Origin of the sequence: Mesorhizobium sp. BR-1-1-10, assembly GCF_020165595.1 — a bacterium.
Taxonomy (GTDB): Bacteria; Pseudomonadota; Alphaproteobacteria; order Rhizobiales; family Rhizobiaceae; genus Mesorhizobium; species Mesorhizobium australicum.
The window spans coordinates 25,605-40,638 of the sequence record NZ_JAIUIL010000016.1; the positions used below are offsets into that span (position 1 = coordinate 25,605).

Annotated in this window: 13 protein-coding genes and 1 tRNA gene; 9 read left to right on the forward strand and 5 right to left on the reverse strand. The window is 61.6% G+C overall.

Annotated features, from left to right (window positions below; genetic code table 11):
• Nucleotides 1-51: 51 nt before the first annotated feature.
• Nucleotides 52-891: a sterol desaturase family protein gene (locus LB555_RS27000; RefSeq protein WP_224684176.1), complete on the reverse strand. Its 840-nt coding sequence runs from the start codon at nucleotides 889-891 to the stop codon at nucleotides 52-54.
• A 384-nt stretch (nucleotides 892-1,275) separates the two neighbouring features.
• On the opposite strand from LB555_RS27000, the gene LB555_RS27005 reads away from it, so the two are divergent.
• Complete coding sequence (locus LB555_RS27005) at nucleotides 1,276-1,509, forward strand: hypothetical protein (RefSeq protein ID WP_023784107.1); 234 nt, start codon at nucleotides 1,276-1,278, stop codon at nucleotides 1,507-1,509.
• 2,369 nt (nucleotides 1,510-3,878) lie between these two features.
• On the opposite strand, the gene LB555_RS27010 is transcribed toward LB555_RS27005, so the two are convergent.
• Nucleotides 3,879-3,968 (reverse strand) — tRNA-Ser (locus LB555_RS27010).
• Between the two features lie 263 nt (nucleotides 3,969-4,231).
• Here LB555_RS27010 and LB555_RS27015 point away from each other — a divergent pair.
• The 7 genes from LB555_RS27015 (at nucleotide 4,232) to LB555_RS27045 (ending at nucleotide 11,823) form a co-directional block, all read left to right on the forward strand.
• Complete coding sequence (locus LB555_RS27015) at nucleotides 4,232-5,452, forward strand: septal ring lytic transglycosylase RlpA family protein (RefSeq protein WP_224684177.1); 1,221 nt, start codon at nucleotides 4,232-4,234, stop codon at nucleotides 5,450-5,452.
• A gap of 92 nt (nucleotides 5,453-5,544) precedes the next feature.
• Nucleotides 5,545-6,708, forward strand: coding sequence for a D-alanyl-D-alanine carboxypeptidase family protein (locus tag LB555_RS27020; protein ID WP_015317899.1), 1,164 nt, complete (start codon nucleotides 5,545-5,547; stop codon nucleotides 6,706-6,708).
• A gap of 80 nt (nucleotides 6,709-6,788) precedes the next feature.
• Nucleotides 6,789-7,463, forward strand: coding sequence for a dTMP kinase (gene tmk / locus LB555_RS27025; RefSeq protein ID WP_015317900.1), 675 nt, complete (start codon nucleotides 6,789-6,791; stop codon nucleotides 7,461-7,463).
• The gene (locus LB555_RS27030; RefSeq protein WP_224587338.1) at nucleotides 7,460-8,515 is read left to right on the forward strand and encodes a DNA polymerase III subunit delta'; all 1,056 of its coding nucleotides are present in this window, start codon (nucleotides 7,460-7,462) and stop codon (nucleotides 8,513-8,515) included. Before tmk ends, LB555_RS27030 begins: the two co-directional genes overlap by 4 nt.
• 142 nt (nucleotides 8,516-8,657) lie before the next feature.
• On the forward strand, nucleotides 8,658-10,211 hold the full coding sequence (gene metG, locus LB555_RS27035; RefSeq protein WP_015317902.1) for a methionine--tRNA ligase: 1,554 nt from the start codon (nucleotides 8,658-8,660) through the stop codon (nucleotides 10,209-10,211).
• Complete coding sequence (locus LB555_RS27040; RefSeq protein WP_140873940.1) at nucleotides 10,211-11,005, forward strand: TatD family hydrolase; 795 nt, start codon at nucleotides 10,211-10,213, stop codon at nucleotides 11,003-11,005. Before metG ends, LB555_RS27040 begins: the two co-directional genes overlap by 1 nt.
• A complete protein-coding gene (locus LB555_RS27045) occupies nucleotides 11,002-11,823 on the forward strand; it encodes an MBL fold metallo-hydrolase (protein ID WP_224684178.1) in 822 nt (273 codons plus the stop codon). Before LB555_RS27040 ends, LB555_RS27045 begins: the two co-directional genes overlap by 4 nt.
• A gap of 218 nt (nucleotides 11,824-12,041) precedes the next feature.
• Here the strand turns inward: LB555_RS27045 and LB555_RS27050 are convergent, their stop codons facing one another.
• The 3 genes from LB555_RS27050 to LB555_RS27065 all read right to left on the reverse strand — a co-directional run bounded on the left by LB555_RS27050 (nucleotide 12,042) and on the right by LB555_RS27065 (nucleotide 13,775).
• A complete protein-coding gene (locus LB555_RS27050) occupies nucleotides 12,042-12,701 on the reverse strand; it encodes an imm11 family protein (protein WP_015317905.1) in 660 nt (219 codons plus the stop codon).
• A gap of 151 nt (nucleotides 12,702-12,852) precedes the next feature.
• Entirely contained in the window at nucleotides 12,853-13,179 is a 327-nt protein-coding gene (locus LB555_RS27055) for a hypothetical protein (RefSeq protein ID WP_140664436.1), read from the reverse strand.
• A gap of 272 nt (nucleotides 13,180-13,451) precedes the next feature.
• On the reverse strand, nucleotides 13,452-13,775 hold the full coding sequence (locus LB555_RS27065; RefSeq protein ID WP_015317908.1) for a hypothetical protein: 324 nt from the start codon (nucleotides 13,773-13,775) through the stop codon (nucleotides 13,452-13,454).
• A 297-nt stretch (nucleotides 13,776-14,072) separates the two neighbouring features.
• On the opposite strand from LB555_RS27065, the gene LB555_RS27070 reads away from it, so the two are divergent.
• On the forward strand, nucleotides 14,073-14,984 hold the full coding sequence (locus LB555_RS27070; RefSeq protein ID WP_224684179.1) for an agmatinase: 912 nt from the start codon (nucleotides 14,073-14,075) through the stop codon (nucleotides 14,982-14,984).
• The last annotated feature ends 50 nt before the right edge of the window (nucleotides 14,985-15,034 follow it).

Sequence of the window (15,034 nt, forward strand, 5' to 3'; positions counted from 1 at the left end):
TCGAGGCTTAGCCGATTCGCCACGAAAGGCCTCGGCACCATCGCCCCGAACTCATCTGTCGACACGCTCGATGCCCGGCGTGTCCGGCAACCAGCCTGCTTCGACGCTCGGCGCTGCCCGTTTCGAGGGCTTCCTGTGAGGCAAGAACGGGTAGCCGAGCTGGCCGAAATAGCTGGAGGGGATGGGATCATCGACGCCGTATTTCTCGGGCAGCTTGTTGCCGGTGGCATTGTAGGTGCCGAATATCACGTCGAGGAACGGCAATTGGCCGGCGAAGTTCTTGTCGTAAGCTGTGCGCTGGTTGGCATGGTGCCAGCGATGGAACTGCGGGCTGGCGATCAACCACTTGAAGGGGCCGAACGCAATCCGCAGGTTTGAATGAACAAGCATCGTGTGGCCGAAGTAGATAAGCGAAAAGACGGCGAGCGAGGCGTCGGAGAAGCCAAGGAGGTAGATCGGCGTCAAAGATATTGCCTTTGTGACGATCGCGTCGACCGGGTGGGAATGGAAAGCGCCGAGCCAGTCCAGCTCCTCAATGCCATGGTGTATCGCATGGAATTTCCAGAGAGCGGGGATTTTATGGAAGGCCCGATGCGCCCAATAGACGCCGATATCGGTGATCAGGATCATTTCCGCAACCTGCAGCCAGATGGGCTGGCCGCTGACGGCCCGCGTTACCGATTGCGGGACAAGGATCGCGGCGGCTTCGAGGGTGCCGAGCGCCATCATGGCCATGGCTGCCTTTATGACGAAGGTGTTGAACAGCACATAAATCAAATCGACATCCAAGCCTTTGCGGAGGACCTTCTGCGGCTGCTCGGCAAACAGATGTTCGAACGGAATGAAGATCAGCGCACAGATCAAAAGCGCCTTGATGCCAAAGATGTCCATCCGCCCCTATCGCCCAGCCTGTCGCCGGCACGCCGCCAGCGCTTCAACTCCTCAGCAGAACCACATCTCCCTTTCCAAAGGCTGAAGGGATCTCCGATAATGCTTATGGCCGGCATGTGATCGCCACCGATGTCGCAAGACCGCGAGACGCGTACCGATCGTCCTTGCGAAGGGCGTACGCAGCCATCTGTCCTTGTGTCACATCGGTGTCGCAACCGCGCGATATCTGGACAATGCGCGCTTGTCGAACGCAGCGCAACGCGCGTCCTCCCAGGACTAACCCCTCCGGTCCCTGCCGGCGGGGTTTTTCATTTCAGAACCATATTGTCGGTCGCGAGTTGTCCTTGCTATTGTGGCATTGCGGTCAGCGCAGGGACGCCCATCATGGATGCAAGCGAAATGAGTGCGATCGGCGATACCCTCATGAGGATCGTCACGCCCGACATGTCTCCCAAGCAGCTCGTCAAGGCTGCCCGGAAAGCGCACCCCAAGGCCTCCAAGAAGGATATCGCCAGAGCAGCCTTCTTTTCGATCATCGCGAACGCCGACCGGGACATCGGCAAGGCCAGGAACCTGCAGGCGTTTGCCATCGCGGAGCGCACACAGCAGTCCGACTGAGCAAGGTGGCGACCTTCGCCTTTGTGCAACATGCGGGCGGCCCGGCGAGGAGGGGTGGGACGCCGCCGGGCCTGACCAGCGGTGTTGGGTTGGGATGATTACCCGCCAGCTTGACCGTTAATACGCCAGCTTCCAGAAACGGCATCATTCAAACGGCGGGAGACGGTCGGGTTGCACCAAGCGTCGGGGCCACCAGACGAACGCGCAGCGAAAAGCGACCGAGCCAAAAAATTTGGCTGACATGTCTCCGGCTAAAAGCCAAATAGCAAACGCCGATCGTTTGCCGGGGCGGAGCGGTTGCGGCGGCTGTTGGGCTAACACGCTATCTCACGGTCCCGTCATCAGGCAATCCGCTGCCGATCTGTTGTTTTGGCAGCGTGGAGATGTCCCCTCAACTCCTAGCCGAATGGCCCGCTGCGCTCCTCTCGGAGGCGGCGGGCTTTGCTTTGTTGGAACCCGAGCCCCCCGACTTTGTTTTGGTAGAGAACAGGAGGCGCATGTGGAGCCGAAGTCATCACGCGAACTGCCAGGTCCAGAACCCCGCAAGGACCGAGGAAGGGACACCCGAAAAGCGGTTGCCAAAACACCTGACAAGACCAATGACTGGGACCGTGATGCCGTGCATGGAGATGGCGACACGATCGACATTCAGCCTGAGCCGGGCGTGGAGTCGAAATAGCCGTCTACGGTTGGGTCGCCCCCGCAACCAACTTCGCCGCCCATCGTTGACCTATGCTGGTTGATCCCAGCACTCCAGAACTTGCCCGCCGGTTCCCACCTAGCGGGCCTTTTGCTGGTGGGTTGAAAAATATGTGCCGGTCATGAAGGTTCGGAACTGGTCCGCTTCCCTGTTATCGGTTCGCCCCTTTGAACTGCCTCCTGTCCCGGCCGAAGGCTTTTGCACCCGCGCAGCTGGGAGGTGCCGCCATTGGAACCAGCCGGGGACCAACGCGGTCGGCACGGCGATAGTCCAGAGGGGAACAAGCGATTGCTAACGCATAGCAGTTGGCCGTGACATCATCACAATGACGGACGACTTACCCCGCCACATGTGAAAGCTTCACAGGGCGTACGAGGGGAATGGCCGGTGAAGGATCAAATTGTCGGATCACTTCGGTACCGTCCGAAGCCTAAATGCATCGCGTGGCTTCCAGCGTCAGCAACGCTGGAAGCCGAGCGAACGGAGCGAGACGCCAAGACCGCTGGCCTCAGGCGACTGAGGGCTTACTCGGAATGGCTCGTTCGCGACGATCTAGCCTCGATGCGCGATCAGGTAGACTGCTCGGCTCTTCTGTAGAGTGTCAGCCGGCTGTGGCACGGCCCACGCCTTGCGAGAGGGAGCTAGAGCAGGACTCGCTGCTATAGCGCTTCCCATTGCGGTTTGCCGTTTGCGGGCTGCCAGGGCGCTGGCGATGTCATCGAAGGCGGCGCATTCCATGCTCAGAGCATAAATCGAAACGGATTCGCTATCAGTCTCCTGTTTGTCACGCTGAGCGGACTGGCTCCGCCCGGCGGGCTTTTTTGGCTCCTATGACGTCCTGCGGTTTTTTGAACCGGGAGCGCTAGGTGGAATGGTGCGGAACGGTGGATGTCGTTCGTTCTAGTTGCAACAACTGCAGTAACGGTTGATTCAACCATTGCTGGTATTTATTCCATTGTATGGTGGCGGCTCCGACAGTGCGGCGGGGGCTGGGTTGCCGGAGCCGCCTGCGCAGTCCGGTTGGGATTTGACCGCGCTGTCTCAGAATAGGACAGCGCGGTCAATGATTCGTTAATCGTGACAGTTTCGCCGGTCGGGCGTCAGCAGTAATCTATAGCTTTCGACGATGGCAATGATCGCCTTGGACGCAATGGAACAATTCCGTGTGTCAGAGGCGGCCCGCCGGCTTGCGTTTCTCCAGTTTTATTGCGCTCTCGCCTCAACCCTCTCAAGGCACTGAACGGGAATATTAGGCCATGTCGCCTTGGCGCATTCCGATGCCGTAACGGCCACCACGGGCTCGCCTTGCACACTGGCCGCTTGGGTAGGCGTGGATGCAAGGAGGAATGTTTGCGTCAGGAGGGCTGACAAGGCTGCAACTTGAACAAGCACGGCGGCAAAGGCGATTTTCTTGAGCATGCCGAGAGAACGCGGTGGATAGCTACCGGTTCCCTGTGCCCACCGTGCCCAAAATCATCGTGGATGGTAACCACAAGACGCTTTACGGCCCTTGCAGTCACCCCTTATCGGCTCTCAAATCGGCGGCCCCAGATGCCCGTGTCGAACTCGACCATGGCACCCGCGGATGATTGGTGAAGATGTTGCGGCACCACCGCAGCCAAGCGGGCTGGGGATAGCGGTCGGGTCCCTATCTGATTCATAGACGTTATGGCGGAGGGAGTGGGATTCGAACCCACGGTGAACTTGCGCCCACGCCGGTTTTCAAGACCGGTGCCTTAAACCGCTCGGCCATCCCTCCAGCGACTGCCGGCCACTGCTCTAGTGTGCCCGGTAAAGGCCTGTCAACCGGCTTGCATGAGCAGGTCGCTCCCTGAGCCTAGGACAGGACAGGCGGCGTCACAATCTTGCCCGGTTCCGGCCACAATCGGTTAATACCGTGATAAACAATTCCTGCGCACAAAGGATCGGGGTTCGAGGCGTCGTTGGCATTGTCGAGTGAGTGCTTTGGCTCCTCTGATGGTCGGATGCGACGTCTTCATGAGATTTAGGGGGCAATCAAGAATGCAGGCTGTGACGCACCCGCGTCTTTGTCGCGTTGCCACGGTTGCGTTGTTTGCAGCGTCTGCTGCATTGCTCGCCGCTTGCGCGTCGCAGCCCGAGCCGAAAGGGATGGTCTACAAGAAGACCCGCTCCAAGGAATATTTCGCCGAGACCGAATATGGGGTGAAGGCCAGTCCGCGCGCTGCCTTCATGCGGCGCGGCGGCGGTCGCGACCAGCTTGGCAAGCCCTATCAGGTGCGCGGCAAGTGGTATTATCCCAAGGAAGACAAGAAGTACGCCAAGGTGGGTCTGGCATCATGGTATGGCGACGCCTTCCATGGCCGGCTGACCGCCAATGGCGAAGTCTACGACATGGCGCATCTGACGGCGGCGCATCCGACCATGCCGCTGCCCAGCTATGCCCGCGTCACCAACCTCGAAACCGGCAGTTCGGTCATCGTGCGCGTCAATGACCGCGGCCCCTACCATGAGGGCCGCATCATCGACGTCTCGGAGCGAGCCGCGCAGATGCTGGACTACGACAAGGTCGGTACCGCGAAGGTGAAGGTCGAATATGTCGGCCGCGCGCCGCTCGACGGCAATGACGACCAGTACCTGATGGCCTCTTACCATCCAGGCAACCGCATACCGGACCCATCGGACGGCCTGCCGACCGGCGTCATGGTGGCCATGAACGGGCCTTCGCCGAGCCTTCCGGTCGGCGCGGCCGCCGTGCCGTTTCCAGGTCAGCTGACCGATGCCGCGGCACCGATGCAGGGACGGATGGCCGCGCAGCCGGCCTTCGGCGATCCGGCGCTGCCCGATTTTGGACCGATCGTGCCGGAACGGCCGCAGATCAGCCTGCCGCCGCAATCGCCGTTCGCCATGGCGTCGCTGTCCTATGCGGATGAACGCGTCCATCGCGCGGATGTCTTTGCCGCTCTGGACGACAGCGGCATGTCGCCCGCAGACATCCTGCGGTCGTGGAAAAACACCGGCCGCCAAGCGGCGCCATCCAGTGCCGACTATGTCGCCGCCGGCACGTTCGACGACGCCACCGAAGCCACACGTGTGGCCTCGGCACTAAAGCCCTTCGGCAGAATAGAAATCCAGCGCTCCGATCTCGACGGCAATGACTGGTATGCGGTCAACCTCTATCCGGACGGCCATGGCGGTCTGGACGAGTTGCTGAAGGCGGCGTGGTCTCATGGCGCGCCCGACGCGCTGGTCGTGCGCGACTGATCCAGCGCCGGTTGCGCCCGGCAGTTGATCCCTCACCGAAAAAGCCCGATAGTTTCGGGACGCCGGAGGGGCCGGCCAACGGGTCGATTTTCATGCAGTTTCGCTTGCTACAGCCTTTCGCCGTTTTTTTTCTCCTCAGCCTCCTGCTTACGCTTTCGCCGGCCCAAGCGCAGCTTTTCGAGACCAAGGCCGCGCAAGCCTTCATGATCGATGCCGATACCGGCACGGTGCTGTTTTCGAAAGATGCCGATAAACCCATTCCGCCGGCTTCGATGGCCAAGCTGATGACGATGGAAGTGGTTTTCAACGCCCTCAAATCCGGGCGCCTCAAACTCGACGATACGTTCGTGGTCAGCGAAAACGCCTGGCGCAAAGGTGGCGCGCCGTCGGGAACCTCGACGATGTTCGCCAAGCTCAAATCGGCGATCCGGCTCGAGGACCTGATCCAGGGGGTGACCGTGCAGGCCGCCAATGACGGCTGTATCGTCATCGCCGAAGGCATGGCCGGATCCGAGGACAATTTTGCCGGAGAGATGACCGAACGTGCGCGCCAGATCGGCCTCAAGACGTCGACTTTCGTGAACTCCACTGGCCTGCCGGCCGACGGCCAGCAGACAAACGTGCGCGAATTGGCGCAGCTCGCCCTGCATCTATGGCGCGAATACCCCGATTTCTACCGGTATTACGGGTTGAAGGATTTCACCTGGAATAAGATCTCGCAGAGGAACCGCAACCCGTTGCTGGCGATGGACATCGGCGCCGACGGCCTGGCTGTCGGCGCAAGCGAGACATCCGGTTTTGGCATCGTGGCTTCGGCCAGCCACAACGGCACGCGGGTGATCGCGGCGATGAGCGGGCTGGCAAATGACAAGGAGCGCGCAGAAGAGGCACGCAAACTGCTCGATTGGGGCGTTCGCTCGTTCGAGAAGACCGAAATCTTCGCCAAGGACGAGGTGGTCGGAGAGGCCCAGGTTTTTGGCGGCATGAAATCCGGCGTGACGCTCAAGGCAAAAGGTCCGATCGACATCTTCCTGCCGATCACCAACCGCGACAAGCTGACGGCCAGGATCATCTACACCGGCCCGGTCGCGGCACCGGTGGAGGAGGGGCAGCCGGTGGGCGCACTGCGCGTCTGGATCGGCGACACGCTGAGCCAGGAGACACCGTTGTTCGCCGCCGAGTCGATCAGCGTCGGCACGTTGCCGCAACGCGCTCTCGATGCCGTCAAGGAACTGGCGATCGGCTGGCTCCGATAGCACTGACGGCATGGACGTTTTCCCGAACGCGGACTATCTACAGCGCAACAATCCACTCGAACACGAACAAAGGCCCTCGGTTGGCGCGCGGTTTTTTCATCACCTTCGAAGGCGGCGAAGGCGCAGGCAAGTCGACGCAGATCGAGCGGCTGGCCACCAAGATGCGCGCCAAGAAGTATGATGTCGTACGGACACGCGAGCCGGGCGGCTCGCCGGGCGCCGAAGCGGTCAGGCATGTGCTGCTTTCGGGTGCCGCCGAACCGTTCGGGCCCAAGATGGAAGCGCTGCTCTTCGCAGCCGCGCGTTCCGACCACGTCGAGCAGGTCATCCGTCCGGCGGTCGAACGCGGCTCCATCGTGCTTTGTGACCGCTTCCTGGATTCCTCGCGTGTCTATCAAGGCGTTACGGGTGGGATCGATCCGGCATTCATGGCCATGCTGGAACAGGTCGCCATCAACGGCATGATGCCCGACATGACGCTGATCTTCGATATCGACCCGGCCGAGGGTTTGAAGCGCGCGACATTGCGGCGTGGCAGCGATGCCACAGCCGACCGCTTCGAAAAAGAGACGCTGGCCATCCACCAGGCCCGCCGCGAAGCGTTCCTGGCGATCGCCGCGGCAGAGCCGGAACGCTGCATCGTCGTCGATGCGTCCGCCGATCCGGACACGGTGGAGGATGTCGTCACGGCGACCGTGTTCGCGGCACTGGAGGCAAGGGCGTCCGAGCGCAACAGGCAGGTCGCACCCGTATGATCTTCGAACGCATCGCGCCGGAACAGCATGATACGCTGGACGGTGTGCCGGAACCCTCCGAAACACCGCGTCTGGTCGGACACGGGCAGGCCGTCACCATGCTTGCCGCCGCCTATCGTGCGGGAAAGCTGCCTCATGCGCTTATCTTCGCCGGTCCGGTCGGGATCGGCAAGGCGACGCTCGCCTTCCATCTCGCCCACCACCTTTTGAAGCATCCGGCCTTCGACCAGGCGCCTGGCAACCTAGCAGTTCCCGATCCGGCCTCGCCGCTGTTTCGCCAGATCGCAACCGGCGCGCATCCCGGCGTACTGCATCTGACCCGCCCGTTGAACGACAAGACCAAGAGTTTCAAGACCGTCGTCACCGTCGACGAAATCCGCAAGGTCAGCCGCTTTCTGTCGCTGACTTCGCATGACGGCAGCTACCGGGTGGTGATCGTCGATCCGGCCGACGACATGAATGCCAATGCGGCCAATGCCTTGCTGAAGAATCTCGAGGAACCACCGGCACGGACCCTGTTCATTCTCATCGTCCATGCACCCGGCAGTCTGCTGCCGACGATCCGCTCGCGCTGCCAGGTGGTGCGGCTGACACCGCTCGACGCCAACGAACTGATGGCGGTGCTGGAGACAGCGGAGCCGCCGCCGCCCGACGATCCGGCCGCGAGGGCTGCATTGGTCGAGCGGGCAGGGGGCAGCGCCCGCAACGCGATCCTGTTGACGCAGTATGGCGGGCTGGAGATCGCGCGGACGCTGGATGGACTGGTGGCGACGGGAAAGAGCGATATTGGCGGCGCCTATCGCCTGGCCGAGGCGGTCGCGGGCAAGGACCAGGCGATACAGTTCGACATCTTCAATCGCCGGGCGCTGGACCTTCTGTCGGATGCGGCAAGCCAGGCGGCGCGGGCTGGCGATCTCAAGCGGGCCAAAGCGCTGTCGGACAGTTGGCATGAGGCGCTGGACGCTATATCTGAGACGGACACCTACAATCTCGACAAAAAGCAGCACGCCCTGACCATGATCGACCGCCTGAATTCTGCAATGCGAATGTGACGGGCCTTTTTTGGTGCATGCCGTTGCCCCTTAAACCGGGGCCACTTTTGGGCGGCATGCACTGGTCTCGGGATGGCAATCGCCATTCCGATGCGATATCCACCGCCACGGCCTCCATTCAGACATTCATGACGGTTCATTCATGTCACGCGACACATTCTACATCACGACCGCGATTTCCTATCCGAACGGCAAGCCGCATATCGGCCATGCCTACGAGCTGATCGCCACCGATGCTCTTGCCCGCTTCCAGCGGCTCGACGGCAAGCAGGTCTTCTTCCTTACCGGCACCGACGAGCACGGCATCAAGATGCTGCAGACAGCCAAGCGCGAAGGCATTTCTGCGCGCGAACTGGCCGACCGCAATTCAGCCGAGTTCAAGCGCATGGCGACCGCGCTCAACGCCTCCAACGACGATTTCATCCGCACCACGGAGGAGCGCCATTACGCTGCTTCGCAGGCGATCTGGAAGGCGATGGCCGCCAATGGCGACGTCTATAAGGGCGGCTATGCCGGCTGGTACTCGGTGCGCGACGAAGCCTATTACGGCGAGGAGGAGACCGAGGTCCGTCCCGACAATGTCCGCTACGGGCCGCAGGGAACGCCGGTCGAATGGGTCGAGGAAGAGAGCTACTTCTTCCGCCTGTCGGCCTATCAGGACAAGCTCGTCGCGCTTTATGAAGGCCAGCCCGACTTCATAGGTCCGGCCGAGCGCCGCAACGAGGTGATGAGCTTCGTCAAGTCGGGACTGAAGGACCTGTCGATCTCGCGCACCACATTTGACTGGGGCGTGCCGGTACCCGGCGACGAAAAGCATGTCATGTATGTGTGGGTCGACGCGCTGACCAACTACATCACCGGCGTCGGCTATCCCGATGAAAAAGATGAGAAATGGAAGTTCTGGCCAGCCGATGCGCACATCATCGGCAAGGACATCGTGCGCTTCCACGCGGTTTATTGGCCAGCCTTCCTGATGTCGGCCGGCATCCCGCTGCCGAAGCGCGTCTTCGGCCACGGCTTTCTGTTCAACCGCGGCGAGAAGATGTCGAAATCGGTCGGCAACGTCATCGACCCGTTCACTATGATCGAGCATTATGGCCTCGACCAGGTACGCTACTTCTTCCTGCGCGAAGTGCCGTTCGGCCAGGACGGCAGCTACAGCCATGAAGCGATCGTCAACCGCACCAACGCCGATCTGGCCAACGGTCTCGGCAATCTGGCGCAGCGCTCGCTGTCGATGATCGCCAAGAATTGCGGCGGCGTGGTACCGAAGCGCGGCGACCTGGCGGAAGCCGACAAGGTGATCCTGGATCAAGCGATCGACGCTCTCGCCACCGCGCGCAAGGCAATGGCCGAACAGGGCATCCATCTGGCACTGGCGGCGATCTTCGGCGTGGTTGCGGAAGCCGACCGGTATTTCGCCGGACAGGAACCCTGGGCGCTCAAGAAAACCAATCCCGAGCGCATGGAAACGGTGCTGTGGACTACGGCCGAAGTGGTCCGGCGCGTGGCGGTTCTATGCCAGCCCTTCATTCCGGGCTCGGCCGGCAAGCTGCTCGACCTGCTGGCGGTGCCGGCGGACTATCGCGAGTTCGTGCATGTCCACGCCGACCACGCGCTTGTTTCCGGGACGGCGCTGCCTGCGCCGGAGGGCGTGTTTCCGCGCTATGTCGAACAGACGGACGCGAACGCCTGATGCTCGTCGACAGCCATTGTCATCTGGACTTTCCGGACTTCGCCGAGGAGCGGGCGGCCATTGTCGCCCGCGCCAAGGCGGCCGGAATCGGCCGCATGGTGACGATCTCCACGCGCGTGAAGCGGTTTCAGCAAGTTCTTGAGATCGCGGAGACTTTCGACGAAGTCTATTGCTCGGTCGGCACTCACCCGCACAATGCCGCCGAGGAGCTCGACGTCACCACCGCCGACCTTGTCCGCCTGTCCACTCACCCAAAGGTGGTGGCGATCGGCGAAGCAGGTCTCGATTATTTCTACGACAAGGCACCGCGCGATGCGCAGGCGCAGGGTTTTCGCGCTCATATCGCCGCCGCCCGCGAGACCGGGCTGCCTCTCGTCATCCATTCACGCGATGCCGACGACGACATGGCCGCCATTCTCGAGGACGAGACAGGGAAGGGCGCCTTCCCGTTCATCCTGCATTGCTTTTCGTCGGGACGGCGGCTCGCCGAGGTCGGCGTGTCGTTAGGCGGCTATGTGTCGTTCTCGGGTATCCTGACCTTCAAGAACTCCGTCGAATTGCGCGCCATCGCCGCCGATCTGCCGCGTGACCGGCTGCTGGTCGAGACCGACGCGCCATATCTGGCGCCGGTGCCGTTCCGCGGCAAGCGCAACGAGCCGGCTTACGTCGCGCAAACCGCCAAGGTGCTGGCCGAGACAATCGGCGTCAGCGAGGCTGAGATCGCGGCGGTGACGACCGATAATTTCTTTCGGCTGTTTGGAAAAATGCCTCGCCAGCAGGCGCTCGAGACATGAGCGACCGGCTGCGCCTGACAATTCTCGGCTGCGGGTCATCCCCAGGCACGCCGCGCATCACCGGCGACTGGGGCAATTGCGATCCCACCAATCCCAGGAACCGGCGCATGCGCACGGCGGCGCTTGTCGAGCGCATTGCCGCCAATGGCGGCCGCACCACGGTCGTCATCGACACCGGCCCCGATTTCCGCGAGCAGATGCTGATGGCTTCAGTCAGGCGCATCGACGGGGTGATCTACACGCATCCGCATGCCGACCACATCCACGGCATCGATGACCTGCGCGGCTATGTGCTGGAACAACGGCACCGCATCGGCATCCATGCCGACGAGCCGACCATGCTGCGGCTGCGCGAGGCGTTCGGCTATTGCTTCCAGACGCCGGTAGGCAGTTCCTATCCGCCGATCGTCGACGCCCACATCATCGATCATACCCGGCCGGTCGTGATCGAAGGAGAGGGGGGCGCCCTCACCTTCGAGCCGCTGCCCCAGATCCATGGCGACATCATTTCGCTGGGTTTCCGCATCGGTGGGCTCGCCTACTGTCCCGATGTCAGCGACTTTCCCAAGACCACCGCAGAACGGCTGCGAGGTCTCGACATGCTCGTCATCGACGCTTTGCAATACAACACGCATCCAAGCCATCTTTCGCTTGGCCAGGCGCTGGCCTGGATCGAGGCGCTTTCGCCTGGGAGCGCCGTGCTGACGCACATGCACGTGCCGCTCGATTACACCGCCGTGATGGCCGAGACGCCCGACAATGTCGAACCAGCCTATGATGGCATGGTGATCGAAATCCCATACGAGTCAAACCGGTAGAGGCTGCTGCTCAGTTGGCGTTTCAAGTCGTCGTTTGAACGCTCGACCATGGGTTCGAGGTCGTGAAGTGCCGGTGGCGCCCATTCATGATGTTTGCCGACAGCGGTCGGAACCGCAGCAATTCCCCGGCCGCGCTACGTGCGTAGGTTCCATAATCTATCTTATGCGACTTTTATCACAACGTGAAAAGCATCTCGAATCCATCTCACAGCCCTGCTTCACAGCCCGCGCTTCCGAAGCAGACCGGACCAAAAGCGTCTCAAACTCGCGAATGAAACTGGCGCACGCCGCTCCATGCCGCGGTATTCGATCCTGTCGCGACCGACCGCTTCGTCATTCCAGACCAATTCAAAGGCGATGCCTTTGAATCCGAGCTCGCCGATCTGACGCACGATGGTCTCTTGCAGATAGATATCGGATAGTCGCACGCCATCGGGCCGCTCCGGCAACTTGAATATCTCGGCCCCGCCGATGGCCTCCGGCCGAAGGACGAGATTTTCGATCATCATGATACCGCCATCGTCAAACCGGACGGTTCTTGAACGTTCTTCGTCCATCGCATCGACCACATTGGTGACGTTGAACAGCGATATGGGTTCGTCAGCACGAAGCGACAGGAAGTCACCATACGGTTCTAGAATCGGCCTTAGCAACTTCAACGCCGTGCTCCTCAGAATGAGCACGTGCTCGCCGAGCCAAGGAAAATCGGAATATAGCCGGGGTGTTCCGTCTTCTTGCTCGCGCAGGAATTTCATCCGCGGCGGACGCCATCGCTTCTGGCCCAGGTCGCCGAGGCTCGCGAATAGCTGGTAGTCCTCGGCTTGTTGGGGAAGAACCCATTCCTGTCCCTCCACTACACGCGGACTATAGATTTTCACCCGACCTCCTGACCCGGCGCCGCCGACACCGGCACGTCGCTCGAGACATCGCGTCCGGTTTGGCGGACGCCCGTACCGAGCATATCATGCCAGATGACGCGGCGGCGGCGCGCGACGCTTTCCATGTGTTCCTACATCGCGACCGGTCGCATCAGGGCAGCCTCCGGTGGTCGAGCAGGATGCGGTGGATCTGGATTCGCTCCGGTAATTCGATCAGGAACTCCGGGTCGCGGTCGAGATGGTGGACCTTGGTTGGCTCACCCTTGGTGAAAGCCGTCATCGATTCGTGGTCGGGCCAGTACGAGATGGTGGTGAACCAGCTTTCCCCTTCGCGATCCTCGCGAAACAGCTGGACGCCCAGGGCGGTCTTCTCAAGCGGCGGAATACCTTCGGCTCTCAAATAGACTTCGTAAGTGTCGCCTACGTCAGCCCGGGTACGGCCGCGCCAGATGCGTGCGATGGTCGGCGTTGTCGTCATCGATCTTTCTCCTTTTGCACCTCTTCAAATCCTTGTGCTGAGCCATGGACGCGCGTCAGGAAGTCCCGCACCAGCGGAAGCGCGCTATCGAAATGGGTTTCCAGAAGCCAGTGGCCGGCGCCTTTCACTGCGCCGGCATGTAGCCATCTTCCGGTCCCCAGGCGATGAGAGTCGGCGGCTGTCTTTCGCGCAAATAGGCATAGCTGCCAGCGCAGCGCTATCTGCTGGCTGGTCCCGTTGCGCGTAGCGGCAGCGAGGCGTCGTAGGCGTTCCTAAAAATAGTCGAGCACCCCGCTGAAAGCAGTTGCTATTGCAATGACGTGGACGAGGCCAAGCGCCAACCAACCGGCGCGGCCGGCTTGAGCAACAAATGCCCCATAGGCAGGAAACTGTGCCACAGCCAACCCTAGGGAAAGGCCGGTAATCGTGTTGTCGGTCAAAAGAGTTGCCAACATGGGGATTGGATAGAGAATGCGGGCTAGCACATAGTCGCCATGCCCAGCTCCGGCCGAAAAGAGTGCCAGCAGGAAGGCAACGGGAGTAGCGCATAGGCCGAAAAGGAGACCTGCCTGCCATGAGAACTTTGGCAATGTCATTCCCTTCCCCATCAACCACATCTATGCGGATGCGTTCAGCCATAAGAACCGCGGCACTCGACAACAAAGATAGATCATGCGGATTTTCCTCGGTCGGTCCATTCGCTTTATCGCAGTTCCAGTAATCTGCAACGTTTGCCCACTTTAGCAAGCTCAATGTCCCCGTCTCAGGGCCGCCTCCAGCTTGGAACCGACGGAACTTCTGGACGGCGATTGCGGCAATGGAATTCGACCATCCCAGCAACTACGCTAGCTTCAATCCATCACGCCTCGGCTGGACTCAAAGGCTTATCAAGAATGACCACACGATCTTCCTTTCTCTGCTTGCCCGATCGCCTCGCCGATGGCACGGCGCCCCGCGCAGTGATCTTCGGCGCCGGGCACGGCAGCACCTATCCCGGCAAGGACAGCAGCGGTCATGCCTTGGCCGCCGATGCCATCCGCGTTGCGAGCCAGGGTGATGCCGCGCTCGTCGAGCATTGGGATTTCGATCTCGGCGGCCCGCTGTTCGACGGCAAGCCCGTCTGCTGCGTCGACGTCGGCGACATCCTGACCATCATGCATGACAATGCCGGCAACCGCGCCCGGATCGAGGCGAAGACGCGCGAGGTCCTGTCCTTGCCGGCCGTGCCCATCCTGCTCGGCGGCGACGATTCCGTGGTCAGTCCCTTCCTCGCCGGCTTCGCGGATCACGGGCCTGTCTGGATCCTGCAGATCGACGCCCATATCGACTGGCGAGACGAGGTGCATGGCGAACGCCACGGCTACTCCAGCCCGATGCGCCGCGCGAGCGAGATGGCGCATGTCGCCGGCATGGTGCAGGTCGGACTGCGCAGCGTCGGCAGCGCACGCCTCACGGAAATCGAAGCGGCGCGGCGCTATGGCAGCCGTTTCGTCACCGCCCGCGAGGTCCACGCCCTGGGTGTCGAAGCGGCGCTCGGCCATATTCCGGAAGGAGCGCGAGTCGTCGTTACCCTCGACTGCGACAGTCTCGACCCCGGCATCATGCCGGGCGTGGCCGCGCGTACGCCCGGCGGCCTTACCTACACACAGGTCATCGATCTCATCGCGGGCCTGGGCAAGCGAGCGAGGATCGCCGGATTCGATCTTGTGGAGCTCTATCCGCCAGCCGACAGTGACGGCCTGTCGGCGCTCACCGCCGCGCGCCTTCTTGTCAATGTTATCGGCGCCTTGGTCAGGCAGGTCTGAGACCCGACCTGAGATCGAATACAGCCCCGGCCCGGCTTTGCGCCCGCTTC

Coding starts and splice junctions, on each gene's coding strand:
- LB555_RS27045 (WP_224684178.1), top strand. CDS start 11,002: ATGAGCGACCGGCTGCGCCTGACAATTCTCGGCTGCGGGTCATCCCCA.
- LB555_RS27015 (WP_224684177.1), top strand. CDS start 4,232: ATGCAGGCTGTGACGCACCCGCGTCTTTGTCGCGTTGCCACGGTTGCG.
- LB555_RS27065 (WP_015317908.1), bottom strand. CDS start 13,775: ATGACATTGCCAAAGTTCTCATGGCAGGCAGGTCTCCTTTTCGGCCTA.
- LB555_RS27030 (WP_224587338.1), top strand. CDS start 7,460: ATGATCTTCGAACGCATCGCGCCGGAACAGCATGATACGCTGGACGGT.
- LB555_RS27055 (WP_140664436.1), bottom strand. CDS start 13,179: ATGACGACAACGCCGACCATCGCACGCATCTGGCGCGGCCGTACCCGG.
- LB555_RS27020 (WP_015317899.1), top strand. CDS start 5,545: ATGCAGTTTCGCTTGCTACAGCCTTTCGCCGTTTTTTTTCTCCTCAGC.
- LB555_RS27040 (WP_140873940.1), top strand. CDS start 10,211: ATGCTCGTCGACAGCCATTGTCATCTGGACTTTCCGGACTTCGCCGAG.
- LB555_RS27070 (WP_224684179.1), top strand. CDS start 14,073: ATGACCACACGATCTTCCTTTCTCTGCTTGCCCGATCGCCTCGCCGAT.
- metG (WP_015317902.1), top strand. CDS start 8,658: ATGTCACGCGACACATTCTACATCACGACCGCGATTTCCTATCCGAAC.
- LB555_RS27000 (WP_224684176.1), bottom strand. CDS start 891: ATGGACATCTTTGGCATCAAGGCGCTTTTGATCTGTGCGCTGATCTTC.
- LB555_RS27005 (WP_023784107.1), top strand. CDS start 1,276: ATGGATGCAAGCGAAATGAGTGCGATCGGCGATACCCTCATGAGGATC.